Here is a 21,618-nt window from a genome sequence, read left to right on the forward strand (position 1 = left end):
GTATGGCTGAAAAAGGCTATTGGACAAATGGAATAGTCACTATATTGACTTTTATAGTCAATGGACGGAAGCTGGATGGCAAGCGATTTAAATCGTCGCATTGGATTTCAGCAGAGCACCGCCAGAGAGGCGGCTGGCTCAAAGATTGCGAGAGGGTGTCTCAGATTATGAAATACGTCAGCACGCGGACCCCTGGCAAAACATTCGAGTTCAGTGACGTGCTCATGGGCGCGTATGCACCAGATGGAGGGTTGTTCGTCCCTCTCAAGGTTCCTCGCTTCAAAAAGGAGGATCTCTCCAGGCTGGAATGGCTTCCTTTCCATGAACTGGCGCGCCATGTGATTGAACCGTTTATGGGTAGCTGGATCCCTCAAGATCACCTGTCTCAGATTCTCGAGGAGACGTTTGAATGCTTCAAAAGCAAAGCGGTTGCACCGCTTTACCAAACGGCGAGTAATGAGTGGATATTGGAATTGTTTCATGGGCCAGCAGGCGTCTATCAGGACTTTGGTCTCCAATTGATGGCTCGCCTGGTTGAGCACGGTTTACTGAAATCTGGAAAGAAAGCGCTTGTTGTAGGTTGCACCGGTGGAGACACAGGCGCTGCTGCTATAAAAGCTTTCTCTGGTATGCAAGGTGTGACCGTAATTGTGCTGCATCCCTCCAGAGGAATAACGGAAGAGCATAGACGCCGCTTATTGAGTACGGGTGAAAAAAACATAGTTAATGTTGCTGTCGAAGGGGATTATTCTGATTGCCATCGCCTCTGCGAACAGTTCTTCAAGCACAATAACGAAACGCAGCAGCTGATATCGTTCAATTCCGTGAATTGGGTTCGAGTACTTGCACATCTTTCCTTCTATTTTTATTCAGCGCTTCAACTAGGGGCGCCTAACAGAGAAGTTGCCTTCAGCGTACCCACCGGGAATTTTGGTGCGCTGTATGCGGGCTACATTGCCAGGGAAATGGGGTTGCCGATCCGGCAATTGATCGTGGCCACCAATGCCAATGCGGGGTTGCATAACTTTCTCCAAACTAATCTCTACAGTCGTAATGAAATTCGCATTACCAATACCCCTAGTATGAACGTTTCACTGGCCTCGAATTTTGAACGTTTGCAATGGAGTATTCTTAACCGGTGCGGAGAAAAAGTAGCCCGAAATATGGAGTTATTAGAGGGCGAGGGTTCGATTCAGTTAGAGCAAGATGAATGGTTGGAGGCGCGTAAACTTTTCGACTCTCTGGCCGTGGAGGATTCGGATGCTTTCAGGAGCATTCATGAGGTGTTTGCGCAGAGTGGTTATCTGGTCAGTCCCAACACCGCAATTGGCCTGCGAGCTGCTCGTGTCAGCAGGCGCAGCTTGCTTATTCCGATGATCTGTCTGGCGACAACACACCCATCGAAGAGTGCCGTAGTGACTGATGAATCAGACGCGCTGGGTGTCATCAAAGGGATCGGTGCTCCTCCTAGACCCGATTATAGATGCGTTTCAATTCCTAACGATGTTGGCGCACTTAAGCAGCTCATCGGGACGTTGTCCACAGACCCGGAGTCTCGCTCGTTATAAGTTTGGAGTTAGAGATGAAACGTGTTTTAGATAAAGTTGATGAGAAAATATTGGAAGAGCTCACGCGTAACGCGCGGCTTGCTCATAATGATATTGCAATGAAAGTTAACTTGTCCCGGAATGCGGTCAGGCTGCGGATTGAAAGATTGGAGCGCGATGGATACGTCAGGGGCTATACGATCATTAAAGGTATGCCCTCCACGGATGCCGGACCCATCAACGCGTTAATTTTCGTTTATCGTAAAGACAGGATGCGTGATGCTGAAGTTGTCCGTTCTGTTGTAGCAATGCCTGAAGTCATCTCATGCAATGTGATGAGTGGCGATCTTGATATTGTATTGACGGTCGAGGCTATGAGTTCAGATCGTATCCATAGGGTCTGGAGTCAAATCTCAGCGCTGCCAGGGGTTCTAAATACCGTGACTTCTTTCGTTTTATCCTGCACCAAGTAGCACGGACAAAGCAAAGTGCGCCGTTGCACGAGCACTTTGCTCGCAATAACGTTCTGTTTGCCATATTCATGAAAGCACGTTGACGACTTACTATTTCAGCACCAAAACATAACAATGAGATCTTTGTCGTGACTGAATATAAAATTGCTCTGCTTGGCTTCGGTGGCGTCAATCGCGCCCTCACTCAGCTAATCGCCGATAAGAACTCGCGCTGGGCGAATGAATTGGGTTTCAAACTGAAAATTGTCGGTGTCAGCGATCTTTATCTTGGCTCAATTATCAACAAAGACGGTCTGGATGCACATGAATTGGCCGCGGTACCTGCCGCCAAAGGTGGTTTCAGAACCTTGCCCGGCGGCAGTGCTGAGCCGGCTAACGAAACGGTCATCCGCTTCTCGGGTGCAGATATCGTTGCTGAGGCAACGTTCACAAACCCCGTGGATGGAGAGCCAGCCACTACGTTCTGCCGCTGGGCTTTGGAGAAGGGCGCCAGCGTTGTGACCACCAACAAAGGGCCGGTGGCTCTGCATGCTGATAGTTTGAAAGCGCTTGCAGAAAGCACCGGCGCCCGCTTCGAATTCGAAGGCGCGGTGATGAGCGGAACGCCGGTTATCCGTTTGGCCAAGAAGTCCCTGGCCGGTTCGGAAATCAACGGTTTCAAAGGGATCCTCAACGGTACGTCCAACTTTGTCCTTTCCAGCATGGAAACTGGTCTGGACTTCTCCGAGGCTGTCGCAAAGGCGCAGGAGTTGGGTTATGCCGAAGCTGATCCAACAGCGGATGTGGAGGGCCATGATGTACGTCTGAAGGTCGTCATTTTGGCGAATGAACTGCTGGGGGCAAAGCTCAAGCCTAGTGATGTCCTTTGCAAGGGTATTTCTGAAATTACCGCCCAAGATATTGCTGAGGCGACTAAAGCCAATGCCCGGTGGAAGCTTATCGGCAGTGCAGAGAAACGGAGTGATGGCTCGATCTCGGCCTCTGTTAGTCCTCAGTTATTGCTATCCAATGATGCACTCTGCGGTGTGAGTGGAGCGACCAACGCCATTACGTTTGATACCGCCATTCTCGGCCCTGTAACCGTGGTGGGCGCCGGTGCCGGTCGCTTTGAAACTGCCTTCGCCTTGCTCGCCGATATTGTGAGCATTCACAAGTACAAAACCCAGTCAGGTAAGTAATCATGAATAGCTTGAGTCTCTCACTTGCTGCTGATTACAAAGCCATTACGGTACTTAGCCCGTTTGACGGTAGCGAGGTGGGTGAGGTGGCAGACATGCCTGCTTCATCAGCCACCACGATAGTCGACACGGCTATTTCGGGTGCCTTGATTGCCAAGGATCTGCCGCGACATGAACGTGCACGCATATTGGAAAAAGCTGCGTTCTCGGTTGAACGTGATAAGGACGCCTTTGCCAAACTGATTGTGGCTGAGTCGGGCAAAACACTGAAGCAGGCGAGAAAGGAGGTGTTGCGCTGCGTTAATACCTTGAAGTTGTCGGCTGAGGAAGCCAAGCGTAATGCCGGCGAAGTGATCCCTTTCGATGCTTATGTCGGATCCGAATCTCGCCAGGGATGGTTCACTCGTGAGCCCCTTGGTGTGATCGTCGCGATCACGCCTTACAACGATCCCCTCAATCTGGTCGCACATAAACTTGGGCCAGCAATTGCGGGGGGAAATGCCGTTGTACTCAAACCGTCTGAGTTGACGCCGCTATCAGCGATCAAACTGGTGGATTGTCTTATCGATGCAGGCCTACCTCCAGTAGTTGTGACAGTCGCCACAGGAGGTGCTGCGCTGGGCAAGGCCTTGGTCGCGCACCGGGCGGTACGTATGGTTTCGTTCACGGGCGGCTTTGTCACGGGTGAACAAATCTCGCGTACAGCCGGGCTCAAGAAACTGGCGATGGACTTGGGAGGAAATGCCCCAGTCATCGTGATGGCCGATTGTGATTTGAATGAAACAGTCGATTCGTGTGTGTCGGGTGCTTTTTGGGCTGCGGGCCAAAATTGTATTGGTACCCAACGGATTCTGATTGAGGCGACGCTCTACGAAGCATTCAAAACACGCTTCGTTGAGAAAACCAGCCAGTTGATCGTGGGTAATCCAGCGGATGAGCAGACGGATGTCGGCCCGATGATTACTGAGGCGTCAGCCAAGCACACCGAGGAGGTGGTGAATGACTCCATCGCGAAAGGCGCGACCTTGCTGTTTGGCAATGTACGCAACGGATCGCTGTATTCGCCCACTGTCCTGGAAAGCGTCGACCGGCACTGCAAGCTGTGGTGCGAAGAAGTGTTCAGCCCTGTCGTGATACTCCAGAGCGTAGGTTCCCTGGAGGAGGCCCTGACGCTCGCCAACGAACCAGACTACAGCCTGCATGCTGGGATTTTCACCAGTAATTTGAATGTTGCGCTGAAGGCAGCCAAGCGGCTTGAGGCTGGCGGCGTCATGATCAACGACTCCTCGGACTATCGATTCGACGCAATGCCTTTCGGTGGTTTCAAGTACGGGAGCATGGGCCGTGAAGGTGTGCGTTTCGCCTATGAAGATATGACGCAACCCAAGGTTATTTGCATTAACGGTGTAAGTGGAAGCTAAACAAATCGTTCGTATTTACAACGAATGACACAACAATAAAATCAGAGGAATCGACATGCGTCCCGATAAGCACAACCTATCAACATTATCTGCAGCGACGTTGGCAGTTCATGGCGGGAATGTCGCGGATGTCACCAGTGGTGCCGTCCGTACGCCATTGGTCATGGCTAACTCCTATCTTTTGCCCGAAGATCCGGCAACCATGGACTGGTCGAGTCCAGACGGCCTTGTGTATACGCGCAATCAAGGCCACAACCAGGTTTGTCTGGAGAAGAAACTCGCAGCCCTCGAGGGTTGTGAAGATGCTGTGGTATTCGCTACCGGTGTCGCCGCGTTGCATTCGGTGTTTTTTTCTTTCTTGAAAAGTGGCGACCACGTCATCGTCAGCGATATCACCTATCAAGCCGTTTGGCGACTCTTCGCAGAACTCCTGCCTGAACGTTACGGGATTGAAGCGACATTTGTAGACGTTGGTGATCTGGAATCGGTCCGTCAAGCCATCCGACCCAACACCAAGCTGATCCATACTGAAACGATCGCCAACCCAACCACCAAAGTCGCAGATATTGCAGCGTTGGCTGAAATTGCTCATGCGCACGGCGCACTGATTTCAGTAGATGCAACGTTCACCCCACCTCCATTTTTCCGCGCGAGTGAGCACGGTGTCGACTTCGTCATTCACTCATTGACCAAGTACATCAATGGTCATGGCGATGCGATGGGTGGCGTAGTGATCGGCTCCAACCAGTTGATCTACAAGATTAAAAATGATGCATTGGTCGACCTCGGTGCGACCATTTCACCTTTCAATGCCTGGATGATCATGCGCGGGTCGGTCACGCTGCCGCTTCGTCTGAAACAACTGTTGAACACGGCTGAAAAGTTGGCGCAGTTTCTGGATGCCGACGATCGTATCGCCTACGTCTACTACCCGGGTTTGCCTTCCCACCCGCAGCACGAGCTGGCGCGCCGGCAATTTGCAGGCAAGGGATATGGCGCAATGATGGCCTTCGCGGTGAAGGGCGATCCAGATATGCAGAATCGGTTTGTTTCGAATTTGCGCATCATCACTTCGGCCGTTTCATTAGGGCATGACGAATCGCTGATCGTGCATGTGGGGGCAGAGGGGCGGGGTGGCTTTGACAAGTATCCCGAAGAGTTCCGTCAGTACGGTCATTTGCGTTTTTCTGTTGGGCTGGAAGATCCAGATGACTTGATCAAGGATATTACGTTCGCTCTGGATGCAACATTCAAGTGATTTAAATACAGGCGTCACGCAGCCAGGGTTTGGTCAAACCCGTCTTTACCCCCGTGCTCGCGGGGGTCTTTTTAAGACAGTTAAAAGGGTTTGCCCTATTAAAGGCTAACTGTTCGTTCGCTGGCGTTTTAGGAGAAGCTCGTGGCTTGGGTAAGTTTGGTGATTGCAGGAATACTTGAAGTTGTCTGGGCGTTTTCGATGAAGCAGTCGGAAGGTTTTACGCGGTTCGTACCGACGGTTATTACACTTATAACAGTGATAGCCAGTTTTGCGCTGCTCTCGTTCTCTATGAAAAGCTTGCCGCTGGGCACTGCTTACACTATCTGGACCGGTATTGGCGCTGTGGGAGCATTCGCAGCGGGCATTTTTTTCCTGGACGAACCTGCCAGCCTGCTCCGCGTTGTGGCCGCCATCTTGATTGTCAGCGGCTTGCTGATGATGAAGTTGGTGTCCGCCTGAACGGCGAGCATTTTGCTCGTGATATCGATCAATTTGCCATATTCGTAAAGCTACCTTACTCAGGTAGTGTTTATGTCGGAGCGATGGCTTCAGCCAATTACAATGAAAGTAACGTTTCAACGCTATCAGATGTTTACTGCCCTTAAATCCAACTACAAAATCTAGGGATGTACTTATGATTTCGCTAAGAAAGCTGTATTTGATAATACTGTTTGCGCTGTGCACGAATGTGGTGTCGGCCAAAGAGTACACAACCTTGCGATTTGGCGTGGATGCTAACTACGCGCCGTTTGAGTCCAAAGCGGCTGATGGCAGTCTCAAGGGATTCGACATTGATTTAGGTAATGCCATTTGTGCCAAGCTTCAAGTTAAGTGCATCTGGGTTGAAAGCGATTTTGATGGTTTGATCCCTGGCCTGAGAGCTGGCAAGTTTGACGGAATTCTCTCGTCCATGACGGTCACTCCGACGCGTGAAAAAGCCATCGATTTTTCTAACGAGCTGTTTTCCGGGTTTACTTCCTATGTGTTCAAGAAAGGTTCGGGACTGAGTGAAGATGTATCCTCGCTCAAAGGCAAAACGGTCGGTTACTTTCAGGGCAGCATTCAGGAAGCCTATGCAAAAGCCGTACTGGACAAAGCCGGCGTAAAGATTCAGTCCTATCAAAATCAGGATCAAGTGTATTACGACCTGGTAGCAGGGCGGCTGGATGCGTCTATCCAGGACACATTGCAAGCCAAGCTTGGCTTTTTAAATTCGCCGCAGGGTGCTGACTACGAAATCAGTTCGTCAGTTGACAGCCCTTTACTCCCCTCGAAAACAGCGATCGGCATTGCCAAGGGCAATGCCGAACTCAAGGCGCAGCTGGATAAAGCGATCCAGGCGCTACACAACGACGGCACCTACGATTCGATCCAGCAGCAACATTTCGGCGATCTGAATCTCTACAGCGGCAAATAAACCCCTGACGCTCATCCGCTGGATGGGCGTTTATCGCTATAGGTTGCTGATCATGTTCGAAACACTATTAAGCGCACTGGGGCTTTCTGCATTCAGCATGAAGGGCTTTGGCCCTCTGCTGTTGGAAGGCGCCTGGATGACCGTCAAGCTGTCTATTGCGTCATTGATGCTCAGCGTGTTGCTGGGTCTGGTCGGGGCCAGTGCCAAACTCTCCAGCGTCAAAGTGCTGCGTTTGTCTGCCCAGGTTTACACCACGCTGATCCGCGGTGTGCCGGACCTCGTGCTGATGCTGTTGATCTTCTACAGCCTGCAAACCTGGTTGACCCTCCTGACCACCTCACTGGGCTGGAGTTACGTCGAGATCAATCCATTTGTTGCGGGAATCACGACCCTTGGATTTATCTATGGCGCCTATTTCACCGAAACTTTCCGTGGAGCAATGCTGGCCGTGCCCCGTGGCCAGGTTGAAGCAGCCACCGCTTATGGGTTCAGTCGCACTCAGCGTTTTCGTTTTGTGGTTTTCCCTCAAATGATGCGATTCGCTTTGCCGGGTCTTGGCAACAACTGGATGGTGATTCTCAAAGCCACTGCACTGGTGTCAATCATAGGCCTGGCTGACTTGGTGAAGGCCGCCCAGGATGCGGGAAAAAGTACCTACCAGTTGTTCTTTTTCCTGGTGCTGGCTGCTTTGACGTATCTGGTCATCACCAGCATCTCCAATTTCGTCCTGCGCTGCCTGGAGCGGCACTACGCAGTGGGTTCGCGGGAGGCGGTGCGATGATCGAACTTCTACAGGAGTACTGGAGGCCTTTCTTCTACAGCGATGGTCAGCAGATTACCGGGCTGGCCATGACGTTGTGGCTGCTAAGTGCCTCACTGTTCATCGGCTTTATTGTGTCGATTCCGCTGTCCATCGCTCGAGTGTCGCCCAGGTTTTATGTGCGCTGGCCGGTGCAGTTTTACACCTATCTGTTCAGGGGGACGCCGCTCTACATCCAGTTGCTGATCTGCTACACCGGGATCTATAGCCTGGCTGCCATACGAGCACAGCCTGTGCTTGATGCGTTTTTTCGCGATGCGATGAATTGCACCATTCTTGCCTTCGCACTGAATACTTGCGCCTACACCACGGAGATATTTGCGGGGGCTATTCGCAACATTGCCCATGGCGAAGTTGAGGCTGCGAAAGCTTACGGCCTCTCAGGTTGGAAGCTCTATGCGTTTGTGATCATGCCATCAGCCTTGCGTCGCTCGCTGCCGTATTACAGCAACGAAGTCATCCTGATGCTGCACTCGACCACGGTGGCGTTCACCGCAACCGTGCCGGACATTCTTAAAGTCGCCCGCGACGCGAACTCCGCGACCTTTTTGACCTTTCAATCGTTTGGGATTGCGGCACTGATTTACCTGGCGGTGACCTTTGCACTGGTCGGCCTGTTTCGAATCGCCGAGCGTCACTGGCTGGCTTTTCTTGGTCCGACTCACTGAGCCCAGTATCTGACACTGCTGCTCCAATCCGCGTTAGAGGATGATTGCAAACATGTACAAATTGACTGTTGAAGGGCTACACAAAAGTTACGGTAGCCATGAAGTACTCAAGGGCGTTTCCCTGCAAGCCAAAACAGGCGACGTGATCAGCCTGATCGGCGCCAGTGGCTCTGGAAAGAGTACTTTCCTGCGCTGCATTAATTTTCTCGAAACACCCAACGACGGTGCCATGAGTCTGGATGGCAAACCGATCTGCATGGCTAAAAACCATATGGGGCTGCGCGTGGCGGATGACCGTGAATTGCAACGATTGCGCACCCGCCTGGCCATGGTGTTCCAGCACTTCAACCTGTGGGGCCACATGACCGTGTTGGACAACATCACCATTGCCCCGCGGCGGGTGCTGGGTGTCAGCAAAAAAGATGCGGAAGATCGTGCCCGGCGATACTTGGAAAAGGTGGGGCTGCCGGCCCGTGTTGCCAATCAATTCCCTGCGTTTCTCTCTGGTGGTCAACAGCAGCGGGTAGCCATCGCTCGCGCACTCGCGATGGAGCCTGAAGTCATGCTGTTCGACGAGCCTACTTCGGCGCTGGATCCTGAAGTGGTGGGCGAAGTGCTAAAAGTCATCCAAGGGCTCGCAGAAGAAGGACGGACCATGATCATGGTGACCCATGAAATGGGTTTTGCCCGCAAGGTCTCGAACCAACTGCTGTTTCTTCATCAGGGTCTTGTCGAAGAGCAGGGCGGGCCAGAAATTCTGGATAACCCGCGCAGCGAGCGTCTGCAACAATTTCTGTCCAATGGATTGAAGTGAAAAACCTTCCGTATGAATACTGGAAGTAAGGCCCTGAGGACTTTTGAAACTTTGGGGCGTATCGACGAGGCAATCATTGATGTGCTGCGCTACAACGGGCGCATCACTTATAAAAAACTCGCCTCACTTGTGCACTTGAGTGAGAGCCCTTGCCAGCAACGTGTACGTAAGTTGGAAAGACTAGGGGTCATTCGTGGCCATGGTGCCTTCATCAACGAGCACAAGCTCTCACCTGGTTTATCTCTGCTGGTGCTGGTTGGATTGGCTGATGGCAAGGGGCTCAGCGCGCAAAAGGCGTTTGAAACCGTAGTCGGTGCTTGCCCGTAGGTCATTGAGTGCCAACTCATCAGTGGTGCGCTTGATTACTGTCTGCGGATGCGTTGCCGGGATATGGAGCATTTCCGCTCGCTCACTGAACGTTGGTTGGAGAGTACTGAGCTGCATATCGAGAAACTGGCGGCCTATCCAGAGTTGGCCGTCATCAAGCACTCATCGACGCACCTTGGCATCGAATAACAACTACAACACTCCCGGTCTTCGGATACCACATGATGATTGCCAACCTGAAGTTCAGTCATAAGGTACTGCTTGCTGCATCGCTCGTCGTCGTCGCTGGACTTGCCCCTACAAAAACATCCGCACGAACCTTGAAAACCACCTTGAAGAAATGAGCAAAATCACGGCGAGCAGCGTCCAGGCCTGGCTCTCTGGACGGATATTGTTGGTTGACCATATTGCTCAGACGGTTGCCAACGACCCGGCGGCGGACAGTGTTACGCGGCTGCTGGAGCAGAGGTCATTGCTATCGACGTTTACCTTCACCTATCTAGGCAGTCTTGACGGTAGTTTCGCCATACGGCCAAAGGACGATTTGCCCGCTGACTACGACCCGCGAACCCGGCCCTGGTACGCGGACGCGATGACTGTTGGGGGAACCACATTGACTGAGCCCTACCTTGACGTTACTACCGGCCAGTTGATGATGACGATTGCGACTCCGGTAAGCCATGACTGGCCAGACGCTTGGGGTGGTGGGAGGGGATCTGACACTGGATACATTGGCGAAGATCGTCAGCTCACTCGACCTGGGCGGAATCGGATATGCCTTTTTGGTCAGTGCTGATGGCAAGGTATTGGTCCATCCGGACAAAGATAGGGTGATGAAAAAGCTGAGCGAGATCTACCCGCAAAACCCACCGACTCTCAGTACCCACATCAGTGAGACTGAGCAGGAAGGGGAACCTCGGATTTTGATGTTCTCCCCGATCAAGGGGCTGCCCTCGGTGAACTACAAACGCGGTCTCTGCCAAGTTGTTTTCATTGGCGATCGATTGCATCAGTTGATCGGGTAGCCAGTCCTCCAGCAGAAGAACCGCCGCTGGATTACCACCGAATACGGTCTCAGAAAAAGCATCTACCTGGAACATTTTGAGCATCATACGCATCTCTTTTTATAATGACTTAAAAGGTCAATATACCGACTGTGCATGCGCCGGGGGGGGGGATGCTATTTTGTTTTCTGCTCGTTGTTTCAACTGCGTGAGAGCAGTAGCTTTATCCCAGCTGCACCGAACACAAGTGCAAGGGTTCCTTCAATCCAGCGCCGAGCCTTGCGGTAGCCCCGAATCATCGGTGCAGTGGAGAAGACAATCGCGTAGCCACAGAAGATTGTGATGCTCAATACGGCGCAACCGGCCAAGATAATTGCGACCGTCGTTGGGGTGGCTTCAGGCCCCAGGCCGAGGGTCATAGTTGCGATCCAGCCCAGCAGCGCCTTTGGGTTTGTGAGGTGCATGAGCAGGCCTCGTCGGTAGAGACTGAAGCCCGAAACCGTTGGCGCAGCAGCCATCATTTGTTCGATTCGCTTGTCAGAGGCAAGGGCGGAGCGGCCGGCTTTGATGGCGAGATAAATCAGGTAGATCCCGCCGACTATTTTCAGTGCAATAAGCGCCTGTGCAAACTGCGCCAGAATGGCTGAAACGCCCGTGGCCGCCATTGATCCCCAGAAAAACGAACCGCTTATTACACCTGCTGCCAACAGGAGTGCAGGCTTCCTGCCTTGATGCATGGCGATGCCCATGATTCGCATGTTGCTGGGGCCTGGGCTTGCCGCTCCCACAATGTAGGCGGTGAATACGAGCAAGAGGTGGTGGAGATCAAATGACATTGGTAGCCCCTAAAACATACGTGCGGTCAGCAGCTTAAGTCTTTGCAACATGCCCGTCATTTCGTTTTTCACTTGAATCCACCGACCGAGTGGTTCAAACACTGATATGCCGCGCAGCACTTAGCCAACTGCGGACAGTTCGACGAGGGGGCGAAAGCTTTCTCATTTGAGTCCTGCTCATTGTTCCGAAGGTGCTGACGTGTGCGCCGGTCCAGGCCAGGCATGTTGAAGTGCCACTCACAAAGCGGGTGAAGGCCCGCACCCGCGCGGTATGCCTCAGGTCCTGATGGGTGAGGACCCAAAGTCCCGTTTTAAGGGCGTTGAGTCCTACGTATGGGACCCGCTCAAGCCCGGGGGTTGAATCTTCCAAATAGCAGGGAAGTGCGGCTATTCCCAAACCGCCCAGCGTTGCTTGCCTAAGGGTGACCAAAGAGTCGGCCTTGAAAACAATGGACGTTGCAGGAACGCTGGCACGCAACCATTTTGCGATATCCATTTGACCGAGCGCGAGATCCGGGGCCAACCAACGATTGAAGTGCGCTGGATCAACGCTCCCATGACGATCAGAAAATCCCCTGGCAGCGTAAACGGCAAATCCGACATCGGCGATTCGCCTACCGATTAAGGTGTCGGGAGGACTGTCACTGGTTCGTATTGCTACATCTGCATGCCGTTGGGCCAGGTCGCTGATGAAATTCCCGGTGGTGACTTCCAGTGATATCTCGGGATGGAGCGCACTGAATCCTCCAAGTGCTTCCGGTAAAATGGATGCCATTAAAGTGTCGCAGGTGGTAATACGGAGTATGCCCTCCAATCGCAGATCCTTGCCTTCTAGTTTGCGGGACAGGTCGCTGACGGCGATATTCATGGTCTGTGCGGTCTGCAGTAATTCTTCTCCGGCGTCAGTCATTGTGTAGCCGGTCGAGAGGCGTTCAAACAGTCGAAATGCATGAAGTTTTTCGAACGCATTGATACGCCGCAGCACCGTGGTGTGATTAAGATGAAGCGCGCGTCCGGCAGCGGCAAAAGACTTGTGTTCGGCAACGGCAAGTATCAGGCGCAGATCGTCCCAGTCCCAAGTGTGCATATATGCAGTCCGTAATAGCTAAATTGCAGATTGTAGGGTTGCTGAGTACTCGCAACAATATACTCGGAAGGCAGCGCATCGTGCGCTGTCTGTATTATTTTGGAAATCGTATGGACGAATATAGAAGTACTTCCTATGGTGTTTTACTCCTTCGCCTGACAGCGGGCATTGCGTTGCTGGCGCACTCTCTGTATTTAAAGGTTTTCGTTTTTACAATGTCTGGTACTTCAAGTTTTTTTGAGTCGATTGGCTTGCCGGGTATGTTGGCTTGGCTGGTTCTAGGCGTTGAGGTCACCACGGGTGCAATGCTGGTGCTGGGCTTTAAAACTCGCTATGCGGCTTTGGCGGCCATTCCTGTTTTGCTGGGTGCCACCTGGGCGCACTCGAGCAATGGCTGGCTGTTCAGCAGTACCGGCGGGGGCTGGGAGTACCCGGCATTCTGGACGGTCGTGCTGATTGCTATCGCGCTGTGTGGCGATGGTGCTTATGCCGTAACGCGGCACTGTGCATCGGATAAAAATGCCGCCAACTGAGCAACTCGGAAATGAAAAGCCACCTTGATGAGGTGGTTTTTCATCACGCGCGATGAGGCCGCTCGCTTCAGTCGACCAGTATTCGAATGTTTGATGTGCCCCACATGGTGTAAACATCAGCAAGCAGTGCACCGTTGTTGATGTCTTCCAGTTCACCTTGTGTGATCTCCGCATCGCCTTGTTTGCCATAGAGCGTTACGGTGTCGCCGGGCTTGACATTTTTTATGTCGGTTACATCTACCATAACGGTGTTCATCGAAATTTTTCCGACCGTGGGCACTTTCACACCATCGATGACGACAAACGACTTGTTGGTAAACACTCGGCGGTAGCCATCTGAGTAACCTACTGGGATGTTGGCGAGTCTGGAGTCTCGAGTCAGTGTGAGGGTGCGGTCATAACCCACTGTGTTTCCGGCAGGATAAGAGTTGACTGCAGCAACCTTGCTTTTGAGTGACATGACGCGTTTCAGTTCGGCACGGCCGATCAAATCGCCGTAAAGCGCTCCGCCTACGCGCACCATGTCCAAGTGTGTTGCGGGGACGTCAAGCGTTGCGAACGAGTTAGCACAATGAACGGTGATTTCGTCACGGTTCAAGTGGGCTGTCTTGATGATCCAGTCCTGCTCCGACATGAACTTGTCATAGGCCTCCATGACGAAGGCCTTATCCTCGACGGCGAAGTGCGTCATGATCCCGGTGACCTTCAATCCCTTCATTGAGGTGATTTCCAGTACGTCTTTTTTCCCCTGCTCGGTGGCAAGCTCCAAGCCATTCCTGCTCATGGCACCCGCATTGGTAACCAGATGAATTTTGATGGGCTTGCCATTGTGTTCTGCCAGCGTGCTGATGGCTCGGGCTACCTGCGCATTGCCGATAAGCTCTTCAATCTCATAGGGCAATGCACTGACGATTTCTCCCTCCGTAGCTTGCCGAACGCGGATTATTTTTCCGGTGTAGCCCTCTTTTCTGGCAATTCGCGCTTCTTCATTGCTCGCAATGCCGATGCAATTAATGCCCGCTTCCATGATCGTCGGGATCAATAATGCAATACCGTGACCATAAGCGTCTGCTTTCATCACAGCGCACAAACTACTGCCTTTCGATAATCCGCCTTTTACGAATTCGATATTTTGCTTGAAAGCAGATTTACTGATCTCTAACCAGGCGTTTGTTTGGGCTATTGTTGCATTTATGTCCTGCTTGAAGTTGTACTCCTGTAGCAGCGGTGCAGCGACAGCCTGAGTGCCGAGTGTAAGGAAGCCAACAGCAACAAAGTGAGAAGATATTATTTTCATTATTTCATCCTTTGAGTTTTTTTTTGTAGCGGTAGTTGGTGTCGTGTTGTTCACTCAATGCTACACCGCCAATACACGGGTGCCAGTTGGCAAATAGCTTGTTGCATAGAGCGTTTTGCTCGTTGTAGCAAGCTAATTGCTCGTATGGGTTATTCTGAAGTTAGTATCATTACTGTTTCTGCCGGATGGGCGGCGGGACGGTGTGGGAGCGGTTCGTGAGAAGGGAGTTAGTTTTCAATTGGCGCCGATATAAAGATCAATTCGTGGATTGTTTGTTGGTTTCTCCCTTGATACTTTAACTGAATCCGTTACTTCCATGGTTGACCGAAACCTATCATTTCTTGAGTTGAGAATCGGCCGTCGGTTGAGCGCGAATGCCAAGTCACAGCACGAAATTATTGCTGATATTGAGATCCGGAGAACTCTGGATGCGGTTCATCTATGAGGGTGTCGCGTCTCTGTCGCCGCGTACGCTGGAAAAGACAGCATCGACTCGTTTGGCGTGTGCTCGTAAGTTGAGGACAGCACTGCACTGAGTCGATCGCCCAACAGATTCCAGGCGCGCTTCTTCTCTTCGGCATAGTCGTGATGCAGGTAATGGCGCCTCACCCGCGAGCCTGCCAGCACATGGTTTTGGCAGCGGTCAATGACGTCCAGGCTGACGCCTAAGGCTTGCATCATGGTCGCGCCCGTGCGGCGCAGGTCATGCGGCGTCCAGTCGCCGTTTTGGCCGTCGGCAAGGACCAGGGTATCGTCGTGACGCCGTCTTGAGAGGGCCTTGCGGTTTTTGAACCGGGCCTGGCGATCGCCGACCTGTTTACTCACCACCTTTACGTCCACATGCCCATCATCCTGCTTGTTCGGAAAGCACCACTGGGAGTCTCCCGTCAGGGTCTTGAGTTCCTGAAAGAAATGCAGGGCGAAGGGGGAGAGGAAGACATGGTGGTCCTGTTTCTTGCCCCGGGAGCCTTTGACGTTTTCACTGGGGAGGAACCACGTTTGCCGCTCCAGATCGACATTTTTCCATTCGGCCTGCAGCAACTCGCCAATCCGGCACAAGGTGCCCAGGCTGATCCAGAGCGCGAGCTGCGTTTCCTTCTTTAGCGGCCGAATACCGTCGTATTTTTGGCCCGCGGGGAGGCGTCGTAATCGGCGGTCATTTGCTGGAAGCGGTTGTGCAGTTCCAACAGCTCAGTCGGGGAAAGGATGCGGCTTCTTTCAGCTTCGTAGTTGGCAGGGATCAATGGGGAGATGTCGACCAGTTCAGTCGGATCACCCTCAACCAGTAACGCCCGCCAAGGTTGGCGCTTTCTAGCCCAGCTGAACATCTGGGTGAGGTCGGCGAAGAAGCTGATGGCTTGCCGGTGAGCGCCGCGGTTGACCACGGCCCGGATCAGCGCCCGAACATCGTGTTCGGAAACATTGTTCACCGCTGTCTTGCCAAGTGCTGGCAAAAGGTCCTTGTTAAAGCGTCGTTGCAACTCGGCATTGCCGTCTTTACGCGCCACGCCATCCAACAGCCAGGCCTTGGCCAGATCCTGGACGTTCAGTGTTTGGGCCTTCCGCGTCGTTTCCTGTTCGGCCTCTACGTTAGCCGCGGCGTGCGCCTGTGCCTTGGCGGTTTTCTTGTGCTCGTTGGGATTGATCTGCTCATCGATGAGCGCTCGGGCCTGGTTGCGTGCCTTGCGGATGTCCGTCAGGGATTTGCGCGGCCAAGACCCGCAGGAGTACTCTTTGTTCTGCTCGCCCCACCGATACCGATAGAAAAAACTGACCGACACACCGTCCTTACGCACTGAGATTCGACCGGCGAGATTGCCATCTTCCCTGAGGATACGGCCGGCATCTTCAGCGGTCAGCGACTCGAGCTCTTTGATGGTGATTTTAGCCATAAAATGGTTTCCCCTACTTTTACCCCCACAAAAACGTCGGCTCTTGATGGACTGGACTTGCCCCTACAAAACGACTGGCTCTTGATGGAATCCTCACCATTTCCGTCTGGCGCGGAAACCAACTATGGCGCTCTGTAACATGATCTTTAGGACGGCGTAGTCTCTCTTTCTTGGCACTTTGAATATCTAAGGGGCTCGTCTCTTACGAGCCATTGCAGGTTATCCATCAGCTTTAATCATCAGGCTGGAAGTCCTTCCCGCGTAGCGGTAGTTCTGCTGAGTGATGCCGGGATCGAATAGCTATTGGCAGCCGCGCAGGTCGCAGAATGCCTCTGCTTTTCTTAAGAGGGTGCGGATGCGCGTCAAAGCTATCCACAAATGGCGTGCGTATATCTGTGGAAAAGGATCTAGGCACTGCGGGATACTGGGCTTACGATGTCCTGCTCATTAATTGAACAGATTTTGTATGCCTCCGACGTCGGCGCGGCAAACCTCATCCACTAATGTGGTATGTGAATCAAGCCCGGGAGAATAGACCCGAACAGCAAAGGTGAGGGCTCATACAACCCACAAGTTAAAGATGCTCACCACCGGGATAGAGATGTCGCATTGCGCTACTCGGTTCCTAATGGAGGCGCGACGGGCTTGAGCGTGGCCTCGCGTTGGGCCGCTCATCGCACTGATGATGAGCCCAGGCTATACGAAGAGTACTGAGTGATCGTGGACTATTCGCTAAGTGTTTTTTATCTTGCAGTTTAGAAAACACTTCATTAGTCAGTATGTGTTACTTCAGCGCAGATGAAAGTCTCTATCACGTTAACTACGACTCGAGAGCGACTCGATAATGCGGCATTGCTCTATCACGCCACCCTGACAGCAGACGGTCAGACGCTCTAATTCAGCCTCCAAACCTTGCAAGTCTCGGATGCGCATTCGAACCTGCTCTAACTGCCCTTCGACTTTTGCGTCCACCCTGGCGCAGGAGGCGTCGCGTTTATCAGCAAAACCCAACAACTCTCGAACATCGTCAAGGCTGAAGCCCAGTGCGCGGCTACGGCGGATGAATAGTAGACGGTCGCGCTCCTCGTCCGTGTAGAAGCGATAGCCCGATGCTGATCGTCCTGCGGAAGGCAGCAGGCCAACCTGCTCGTAATAGCGGATGGTTACCGCTTTGGTATCGGTCGCCTTCGCCAAGGCACCGACTGTGTAAGTGGTCGAACTCATTTCGCTTGACCTTATAGTTGCTAGAACCTTCATTCTACTCGCCTTAGGCGATAAGCAAATCTGCGCGCGCTCAACAGAAAAACGGACTGAATCTTATGGAAACCCCCATACAACAGCGTCAATCCGGTGGTTGGGCGCTTCTGCTCTGTGCCTGGTTGCTTGCCCTGGTATCAACAATCGCCGTGTTATTCGTTGGCGAAGTAATGGGGCAACTGCCCTGTGTACTTTGCTGGTTTCAACGGGCCTTCATGTTTCCGCTCGTCCTGGTGCTGGGCGTTGCTTGCTGCTTATCGGACACAGGTGTTTGGCGTTATGCATTGCCACTAGCAGTTATGGGATGGCTCATCGCGCTGTATCACAACCTGCTGTATTTCGGACTGATCCCCGAAAGCATCAAGCCCTGTGGCGCGGGCCCATCCTGCTCTGGCGCTGATATGACCATCCTCAGTGGTGTTCCGCTACCGTTGTTATCGCTGGGCGTATTTAGCCTCTTGATCATTCTTCTTGTTCTCATCCGTCGGAGATTTACCGTATGAGCAGACGCGCCGTCGTCCTCTCCATCAGCTTCCTAGCCATCGTCGGCTTTGCCGTCGCCGCATTTTTTTATAATCGCGCCGCCACGGTGCCCCAAGCCACAGCACCTGTGCCTCAAACCAGCTCACTCGTTCGCTTTAATTCGCCAAGTTTTGGCCCTGCCAACGCCCCGGTGACCGTTGTCGAGTTCTTTGACCCTTCGTGTGAAAGCTGCCGTGCTTTTTACCCCATCGTCAAAAAAATGATGTCCCAGCACCCAGCCGATGTTCGTTTGGTGCTGCGCTATGTGAAGCTTCACGTAGGGTCTGAAGAAGCCATCCGGCTTCTTGAGGCCGCGCGCAAGCAGGGGTTATTTGCCCCGGTGCTTGAAGCTGTCCTGGCTGCCCAACCGCAGTGGCATGATGATGCACAAGCTACAGCAGCATGGGACGCAGCGGCTCAGGCAGGCTTGGACGTGACCAAGGCTCGTGAGGACATGATGTCGTCGGATATCACCGCCACGATAGAAAGAGATGCCGCCGATGCGAAAACCGTAGGTGTAAGCGGAACACCGACATTTTTCGTCAACGGTAAGCCGCTGACCAACTTCGGTGCCCAGCAGCTCTATGATCTGATTTGGAGCGAAATCAACCAGTCGCGGTAAGCACGAAACGGTCGCGGCGAAAAAAGCTCGGTGGCCTCGATAATCCGCTTGACCTTATAGTGGCTATAGGGTGTTCACTCTTCACCATGACTTGTGGAAAGTGGCCTTATGAAAAGCTGTTGCGGTGATGAGCAAACAATGAAAAGTGATGCCGGCGTTGAGGTTTTTGACCCGGCAGCGCCAACAGGTTGCTGTGCACCCGCCGCGACGACTTGCGATACGAACACAGTCCATAATCAGTCGAAGAGCAGTTGCTGCGCTCCGAAAACCTCGGACGTCAGCCCAGTGCCTTCTAAAGCGGAAGGCACCGGTTGTTGCTCTCCAGCTGTGGACGGCGGCAAATCAAGCTGCGCGGCTGTCAAATCGGAATCCACTTTGTACGCCTTGGCCGAACCGGGTAAACCAGTCGTCCAGGTTGGTAACGATCTGTTTACCAACGCCTGCTGCCCACCATCTCGTGCGGATGGCTCCAGCGTTTGCATAGCAAAACTGATTCCCGAAAATGCCAGCGACGCCGCTCGCTTCAGCAGTTTCCGTATCGGGCAAATGTGCTGTCCTTCTGAGCAGACGATGATCGAAGGCAAGCTCGCGAAGATGAGCGGCATTCAGAAGCTTGAGTTCAACATGATGAACCGTACTCTCGGCGTCTGGCACGAACTGCCGGACACCTTGGGTATCGAATCAGTTGTGGCATCGCTGGGCATGCACGCCGAACCGTTAACGGCTGAGAGCAAGGCACCCGACGCGAATGCTGCACAGGTCAAACCTCAGGCTGTATCACAGCGTAAAAGCAACTGGTGGCCATTGGCGCTGTCCGGTGTTGCTGCTGTAGGCGCAGAAGTCTTGCACTTCACCCAATCGGCCCCGGAATGGGTGGTGGCGGTCGTCGCCTTATTCGCCATCGCGCTCTGTGGCCCGACGACTTACAAGAAGGGCTGGATCTCGATCAAACACCTTAACCTGAACATCAATGCCTTGATGAGCATCGCGGTGACCGGTGCGGTGTTGATCGGGCAGTGGCCGGAAGCGGCGATGGTCATGTTTCTGTTTACCGTTGCCGAAATGGTCGAAGCAAAATCGTTGGATCGTGCCCGCAATGCGATCAAGGGGTTGATGGACTTGACCCCGGAGCGGGCAACCGTGCGCCAGTCGGATGGCACCTGGCTAGAAGTCGATGTAAAAACGGTCGAGATCGGTGCCTTGGTTCGGGTACGCCCTGGCGAACGTATCGGCCTGGATGGCGATATCTCCTCCGGAAACTCTACCGTCAACCAGGCACCTATCACGGGGGAGAGCCTGCCCATCGAGAAAGCTGTCTATGATCCTGTGTATGCCGGCTCCATCAATGAATCTGGTTCCTTCGAGTATCGCGTGACGGCTGAGGCCGACAATACGACGCTGGCTCGAATCATTCACGCGGTTGAAGAAGCACAAAGTTCGCGGGCACCAACCCAGCGGTTCGTTGATAAATTTGCCAAGGTTTATACGCCAGCAGTGTTCTTCTTTGCTGTCGCGATTGCGGTATTCCCACCACTGTTTATGGGCGGATTGTGGACTGACTGGATCTATCGCGCCCTGGTACTCCTGGTGGTGGCCTGCCCCTGCGCACTGGTCATTTCCACGCCAGTGTCCATTGTCAGCGGGCTGGCGGCAGCGGCCCGCAAAGGGATTTTGGTCAAGGGCGGCGTCTACTTGGAAATCGGTGCCAAGCTAAGTTTCGTAGCGCTCGATAAAACCGGCACCATCACCCATGGCAAACCGGTTCAGACCGATTACATGCCACTGGCCGAAACTTCAGCAGTAGATCCTCAGCTTATTGCTGCCAGCCTCGGTGCGCGCTCGGATCACCCGGTTTCGCAGGCCATCGCCAAGCACACGACCTTGGACGCACCAACGCTCAAACAGGTGGAAAGTTTCGAGGCCCTTCCCGGTCGTGGGGTGAAGGGTGTAGTTGAAGGACAGCTCTATCACCTGGGTAATCATCGTCTGATCAATGAACTGGGACTGAGTACGCCGCAGCTGGAGACTTCTCTGAATCGGCTGGAGCGTCAGGGCAAAACCGTGGTGGCGTTGACCAGTATCACTCAGGTTTTTGCGTTGTTTGCCGTGGCCGATACGGTGAAGGACTCAAGCCAGACTGCGATCAAAGAGCTTCACGCGCTGGGCATCAAAACCATGATGCTGACAGGCGACAATTCACACACGGCTGAGGCTATTGCCCAACGAGTCGGGATTGATGAGGTGCGAGGAAACTTGCTGCCCGCCGACAAACTGGCGGCTATCGGTGAGTTGCAGAGCCGTAGCCATGTTGTGGGGATGGTCGGTGATGGGATAAATGATGCACCTGCCCTGGCCAAGTCCCAGATCGGTTTCGCCATGGCCGCCGCTGGCACGGGGACGGCCATTGAAACGGCTGACGTCGCGCTGATGGATGATGACCTGCGCAAGATTCCGGCCTTTGTTCGCCTGTCACGACAGACCGCATCGGTTCTTAAGCAAAACTTCGGCTTCGCACTCGGAATCAAGGCAGTGTTTCTGGTGTTCACCTTGATGGGCTTGGCCACCATGTGGATGGCTGTATTTGCAGACGTTGGGGTGAGCTTGCTCGTGGTGCTCAACGGGCTCCGATTGCTGAAGAAATAGAA

At 53.2% G+C, this 21,618-nt stretch carries 18 protein-coding genes and 4 pseudogenes; 16 read left to right on the forward strand and 6 right to left on the reverse strand.

Annotated elements, in window-relative coordinates; translation table 11 throughout:
• Nucleotides 1–2 precede the first annotated feature (2 nt).
• The 12 genes and pseudogenes from thrC to ACA067_RS09970 all read left to right on the forward strand — a co-directional run.
• On the forward strand, nt 3–1,568 hold the full coding sequence (gene thrC / locus ACA067_RS09915) for a threonine synthase (protein ID WP_497461583.1): 1,566 nt from the start codon (nt 3–5) through the stop codon (nt 1,566–1,568).
• Between the two features lie 14 nt (nt 1,569–1,582).
• Nucleotides 1,583–2,020 (forward strand): Lrp/AsnC family transcriptional regulator, encoded by a 438-nt coding sequence (locus ACA067_RS09920; protein ID WP_497461584.1) that lies wholly within the window; start codon nt 1,583–1,585, stop codon nt 2,018–2,020.
• 128 nt (nt 2,021–2,148) lie between these two features.
• Entirely contained in the window at nt 2,149–3,198 is a 1,050-nt protein-coding gene (locus ACA067_RS09925) for a homoserine dehydrogenase (RefSeq protein ID WP_497461585.1), read from the forward strand.
• A gap of 2 nt (nt 3,199–3,200) precedes the next feature.
• Entirely contained in the window at nt 3,201–4,619 is a 1,419-nt protein-coding gene (locus ACA067_RS09930; RefSeq protein WP_497461586.1) for an aldehyde dehydrogenase family protein, read from the forward strand.
• Nucleotides 4,620–4,674: 55 nt separating this feature from the next.
• Nucleotides 4,675–5,877: a trans-sulfuration enzyme family protein gene (locus ACA067_RS09935; protein WP_497434316.1), complete on the forward strand. Its 1,203-nt coding sequence runs from the start codon at nt 4,675–4,677 to the stop codon at nt 5,875–5,877.
• Between the two features lie 141 nt (nt 5,878–6,018).
• Entirely contained in the window at nt 6,019–6,336 is a 318-nt protein-coding gene (locus tag ACA067_RS09940; protein WP_497447554.1) for a DMT family transporter, read from the forward strand.
• 175 nt (nt 6,337–6,511) lie between these two features.
• Nucleotides 6,512–7,294, forward strand: coding sequence for a transporter substrate-binding domain-containing protein (locus tag ACA067_RS09945; RefSeq protein ID WP_497461587.1), 783 nt, complete (start codon nt 6,512–6,514; stop codon nt 7,292–7,294).
• 52 nt (nt 7,295–7,346) lie between these two features.
• Complete coding sequence (locus ACA067_RS09950) at nt 7,347–8,075, forward strand: ABC transporter permease (RefSeq protein WP_497461588.1); 729 nt, start codon at nt 7,347–7,349, stop codon at nt 8,073–8,075.
• Nucleotides 8,072–8,782 carry an ABC transporter permease gene (locus ACA067_RS09955; RefSeq protein ID WP_429379194.1) on the forward strand — a complete coding sequence of 237 codons (711 nt, stop codon included), beginning with the start codon at nt 8,072–8,074 and terminating at the stop codon, nt 8,780–8,782. The genes ACA067_RS09950 and ACA067_RS09955 overlap by 4 nt, the downstream gene beginning before the upstream one ends.
• A gap of 52 nt (nt 8,783–8,834) precedes the next feature.
• Nucleotides 8,835–9,596 (forward strand): ABC transporter ATP-binding protein, encoded by a 762-nt coding sequence (locus tag ACA067_RS09960; protein WP_497461589.1) that lies wholly within the window; start codon nt 8,835–8,837, stop codon nt 9,594–9,596.
• Between the two features lie 12 nt (nt 9,597–9,608).
• Nucleotides 9,609–10,112: pseudogene (locus ACA067_RS09965) on the forward strand (Lrp/AsnC family transcriptional regulator).
• A 35-nt stretch (nt 10,113–10,147) separates the two neighbouring features.
• Nucleotides 10,148–10,900, forward strand: a pseudogene (locus ACA067_RS09970) (cache domain-containing protein); the annotation flags it as partial.
• A 36-nt stretch (nt 10,901–10,936) separates the two neighbouring features.
• Here the strand turns inward: ACA067_RS09970 and ACA067_RS09975 are convergent.
• The 3 genes and pseudogenes from ACA067_RS09975 to ACA067_RS09985 form a co-directional block, all read right to left on the reverse strand.
• A pseudogene (locus ACA067_RS09975) lies at nt 10,937–11,041 on the reverse strand (isomerase); the annotation flags it as partial.
• Nucleotides 11,042–11,127: 86 nt separating this feature from the next.
• The gene (locus tag ACA067_RS09980; RefSeq protein WP_461993593.1) at nt 11,128–11,763 is read right to left on the reverse strand and encodes a LysE family translocator; all 636 of its coding nucleotides are present in this window, start codon (nt 11,761–11,763) and stop codon (nt 11,128–11,130) included.
• A 94-nt stretch (nt 11,764–11,857) separates the two neighbouring features.
• The gene (locus ACA067_RS09985) at nt 11,858–12,850 is read right to left on the reverse strand and encodes a LysR family transcriptional regulator (protein WP_497461590.1); all 993 of its coding nucleotides are present in this window, start codon (nt 12,848–12,850) and stop codon (nt 11,858–11,860) included.
• Nucleotides 12,851–12,852: 2 nt separating this feature from the next.
• Between ACA067_RS09985 and ACA067_RS09990 the strand changes: the two genes are divergently transcribed.
• Nucleotides 12,853–13,383, forward strand: a complete 531-nt coding sequence (locus ACA067_RS09990; protein ID WP_497461591.1) for a DoxX family protein — start codon at nt 12,853–12,855, stop codon at nt 13,381–13,383.
• 67 nt (nt 13,384–13,450) lie between these two features.
• Here the strand turns inward: ACA067_RS09990 and alr are convergent, their stop codons facing one another.
• The 3 genes and pseudogenes from alr to ACA067_RS10005 all read right to left on the reverse strand — a co-directional run bounded on the left by alr (nt 13,451) and on the right by ACA067_RS10005 (nt 17,796).
• Nucleotides 13,451–14,680, reverse strand: a complete 1,230-nt coding sequence (gene alr, locus ACA067_RS09995; protein WP_497461592.1) for an alanine racemase — start codon at nt 14,678–14,680, stop codon at nt 13,451–13,453.
• Between the two features lie 435 nt (nt 14,681–15,115).
• Nucleotides 15,116–16,572, reverse strand: a pseudogene (locus ACA067_RS10000) (tyrosine-type recombinase/integrase).
• An 816-nt stretch (nt 16,573–17,388) separates the two neighbouring features.
• The gene (locus tag ACA067_RS10005; RefSeq protein ID WP_497461593.1) at nt 17,389–17,796 is read right to left on the reverse strand and encodes a MerR family transcriptional regulator; all 408 of its coding nucleotides are present in this window, start codon (nt 17,794–17,796) and stop codon (nt 17,389–17,391) included.
• Between the two features lie 95 nt (nt 17,797–17,891).
• On the opposite strand from ACA067_RS10005, the gene ACA067_RS10010 reads away from it, so the two are divergent.
• The 3 genes from ACA067_RS10010 to ACA067_RS10020 all read left to right on the forward strand — a co-directional run bounded on the left by ACA067_RS10010 (nt 17,892) and on the right by ACA067_RS10020 (nt 21,616).
• Nucleotides 17,892–18,332: a disulfide bond formation protein B gene (locus tag ACA067_RS10010; protein WP_497461594.1), complete on the forward strand. Its 441-nt coding sequence runs from the start codon at nt 17,892–17,894 to the stop codon at nt 18,330–18,332.
• Nucleotides 18,329–18,973 (forward strand): DsbA family protein, encoded by a 645-nt coding sequence (locus tag ACA067_RS10015; RefSeq protein ID WP_497461595.1) that lies wholly within the window; start codon nt 18,329–18,331, stop codon nt 18,971–18,973. The genes ACA067_RS10010 and ACA067_RS10015 overlap by 4 nt, the downstream gene beginning before the upstream one ends.
• Nucleotides 18,974–19,519: 546 nt before the next feature.
• Nucleotides 19,520–21,616, forward strand: a complete 2,097-nt coding sequence (locus ACA067_RS10020) for a heavy metal translocating P-type ATPase (protein WP_497462760.1) — start codon at nt 19,520–19,522, stop codon at nt 21,614–21,616.
• Nucleotides 21,617–21,618: the final 2 nt, after the last annotated feature.

Source organism: Pseudomonas sp. LBUM1674 (assembly GCF_059695635.1).

Coding starts and splice junctions, on each gene's coding strand:
- thrC (WP_497461583.1), top strand. CDS start 3: ATGGCTGAAAAAGGCTATTGGACAAATGGAATAGTCACTATATTGACT.
- ACA067_RS09920 (WP_497461584.1), top strand. CDS start 1,583: ATGAAACGTGTTTTAGATAAAGTTGATGAGAAAATATTGGAAGAGCTC.
- ACA067_RS09930 (WP_497461586.1), top strand. CDS start 3,201: ATGAATAGCTTGAGTCTCTCACTTGCTGCTGATTACAAAGCCATTACG.
- ACA067_RS09935 (WP_497434316.1), top strand. CDS start 4,675: ATGCGTCCCGATAAGCACAACCTATCAACATTATCTGCAGCGACGTTG.
- ACA067_RS09945 (WP_497461587.1), top strand. CDS start 6,512: ATGATTTCGCTAAGAAAGCTGTATTTGATAATACTGTTTGCGCTGTGC.
- ACA067_RS09950 (WP_497461588.1), top strand. CDS start 7,347: ATGTTCGAAACACTATTAAGCGCACTGGGGCTTTCTGCATTCAGCATG.
- ACA067_RS09955 (WP_429379194.1), top strand. CDS start 8,072: ATGATCGAACTTCTACAGGAGTACTGGAGGCCTTTCTTCTACAGCGAT.
- ACA067_RS09960 (WP_497461589.1), top strand. CDS start 8,835: ATGTACAAATTGACTGTTGAAGGGCTACACAAAAGTTACGGTAGCCAT.
- ACA067_RS09980 (WP_461993593.1), bottom strand. CDS start 11,763: ATGTCATTTGATCTCCACCACCTCTTGCTCGTATTCACCGCCTACATT.
- ACA067_RS09985 (WP_497461590.1), bottom strand. CDS start 12,850: ATGCACACTTGGGACTGGGACGATCTGCGCCTGATACTTGCCGTTGCC.
- ACA067_RS09990 (WP_497461591.1), top strand. CDS start 12,853: ATGCAGTCCGTAATAGCTAAATTGCAGATTGTAGGGTTGCTGAGTACT.
- alr (WP_497461592.1), bottom strand. CDS start 14,680: ATGAAAATAATATCTTCTCACTTTGTTGCTGTTGGCTTCCTTACACTC.
- ACA067_RS10005 (WP_497461593.1), bottom strand. CDS start 17,796: ATGAGTTCGACCACTTACACAGTCGGTGCCTTGGCGAAGGCGACCGAT.
- ACA067_RS10010 (WP_497461594.1), top strand. CDS start 17,892: ATGGAAACCCCCATACAACAGCGTCAATCCGGTGGTTGGGCGCTTCTG.
- ACA067_RS10015 (WP_497461595.1), top strand. CDS start 18,329: ATGAGCAGACGCGCCGTCGTCCTCTCCATCAGCTTCCTAGCCATCGTC.
- ACA067_RS10020 (WP_497462760.1), top strand. CDS start 19,520: ATGTGCTGTCCTTCTGAGCAGACGATGATCGAAGGCAAGCTCGCGAAG.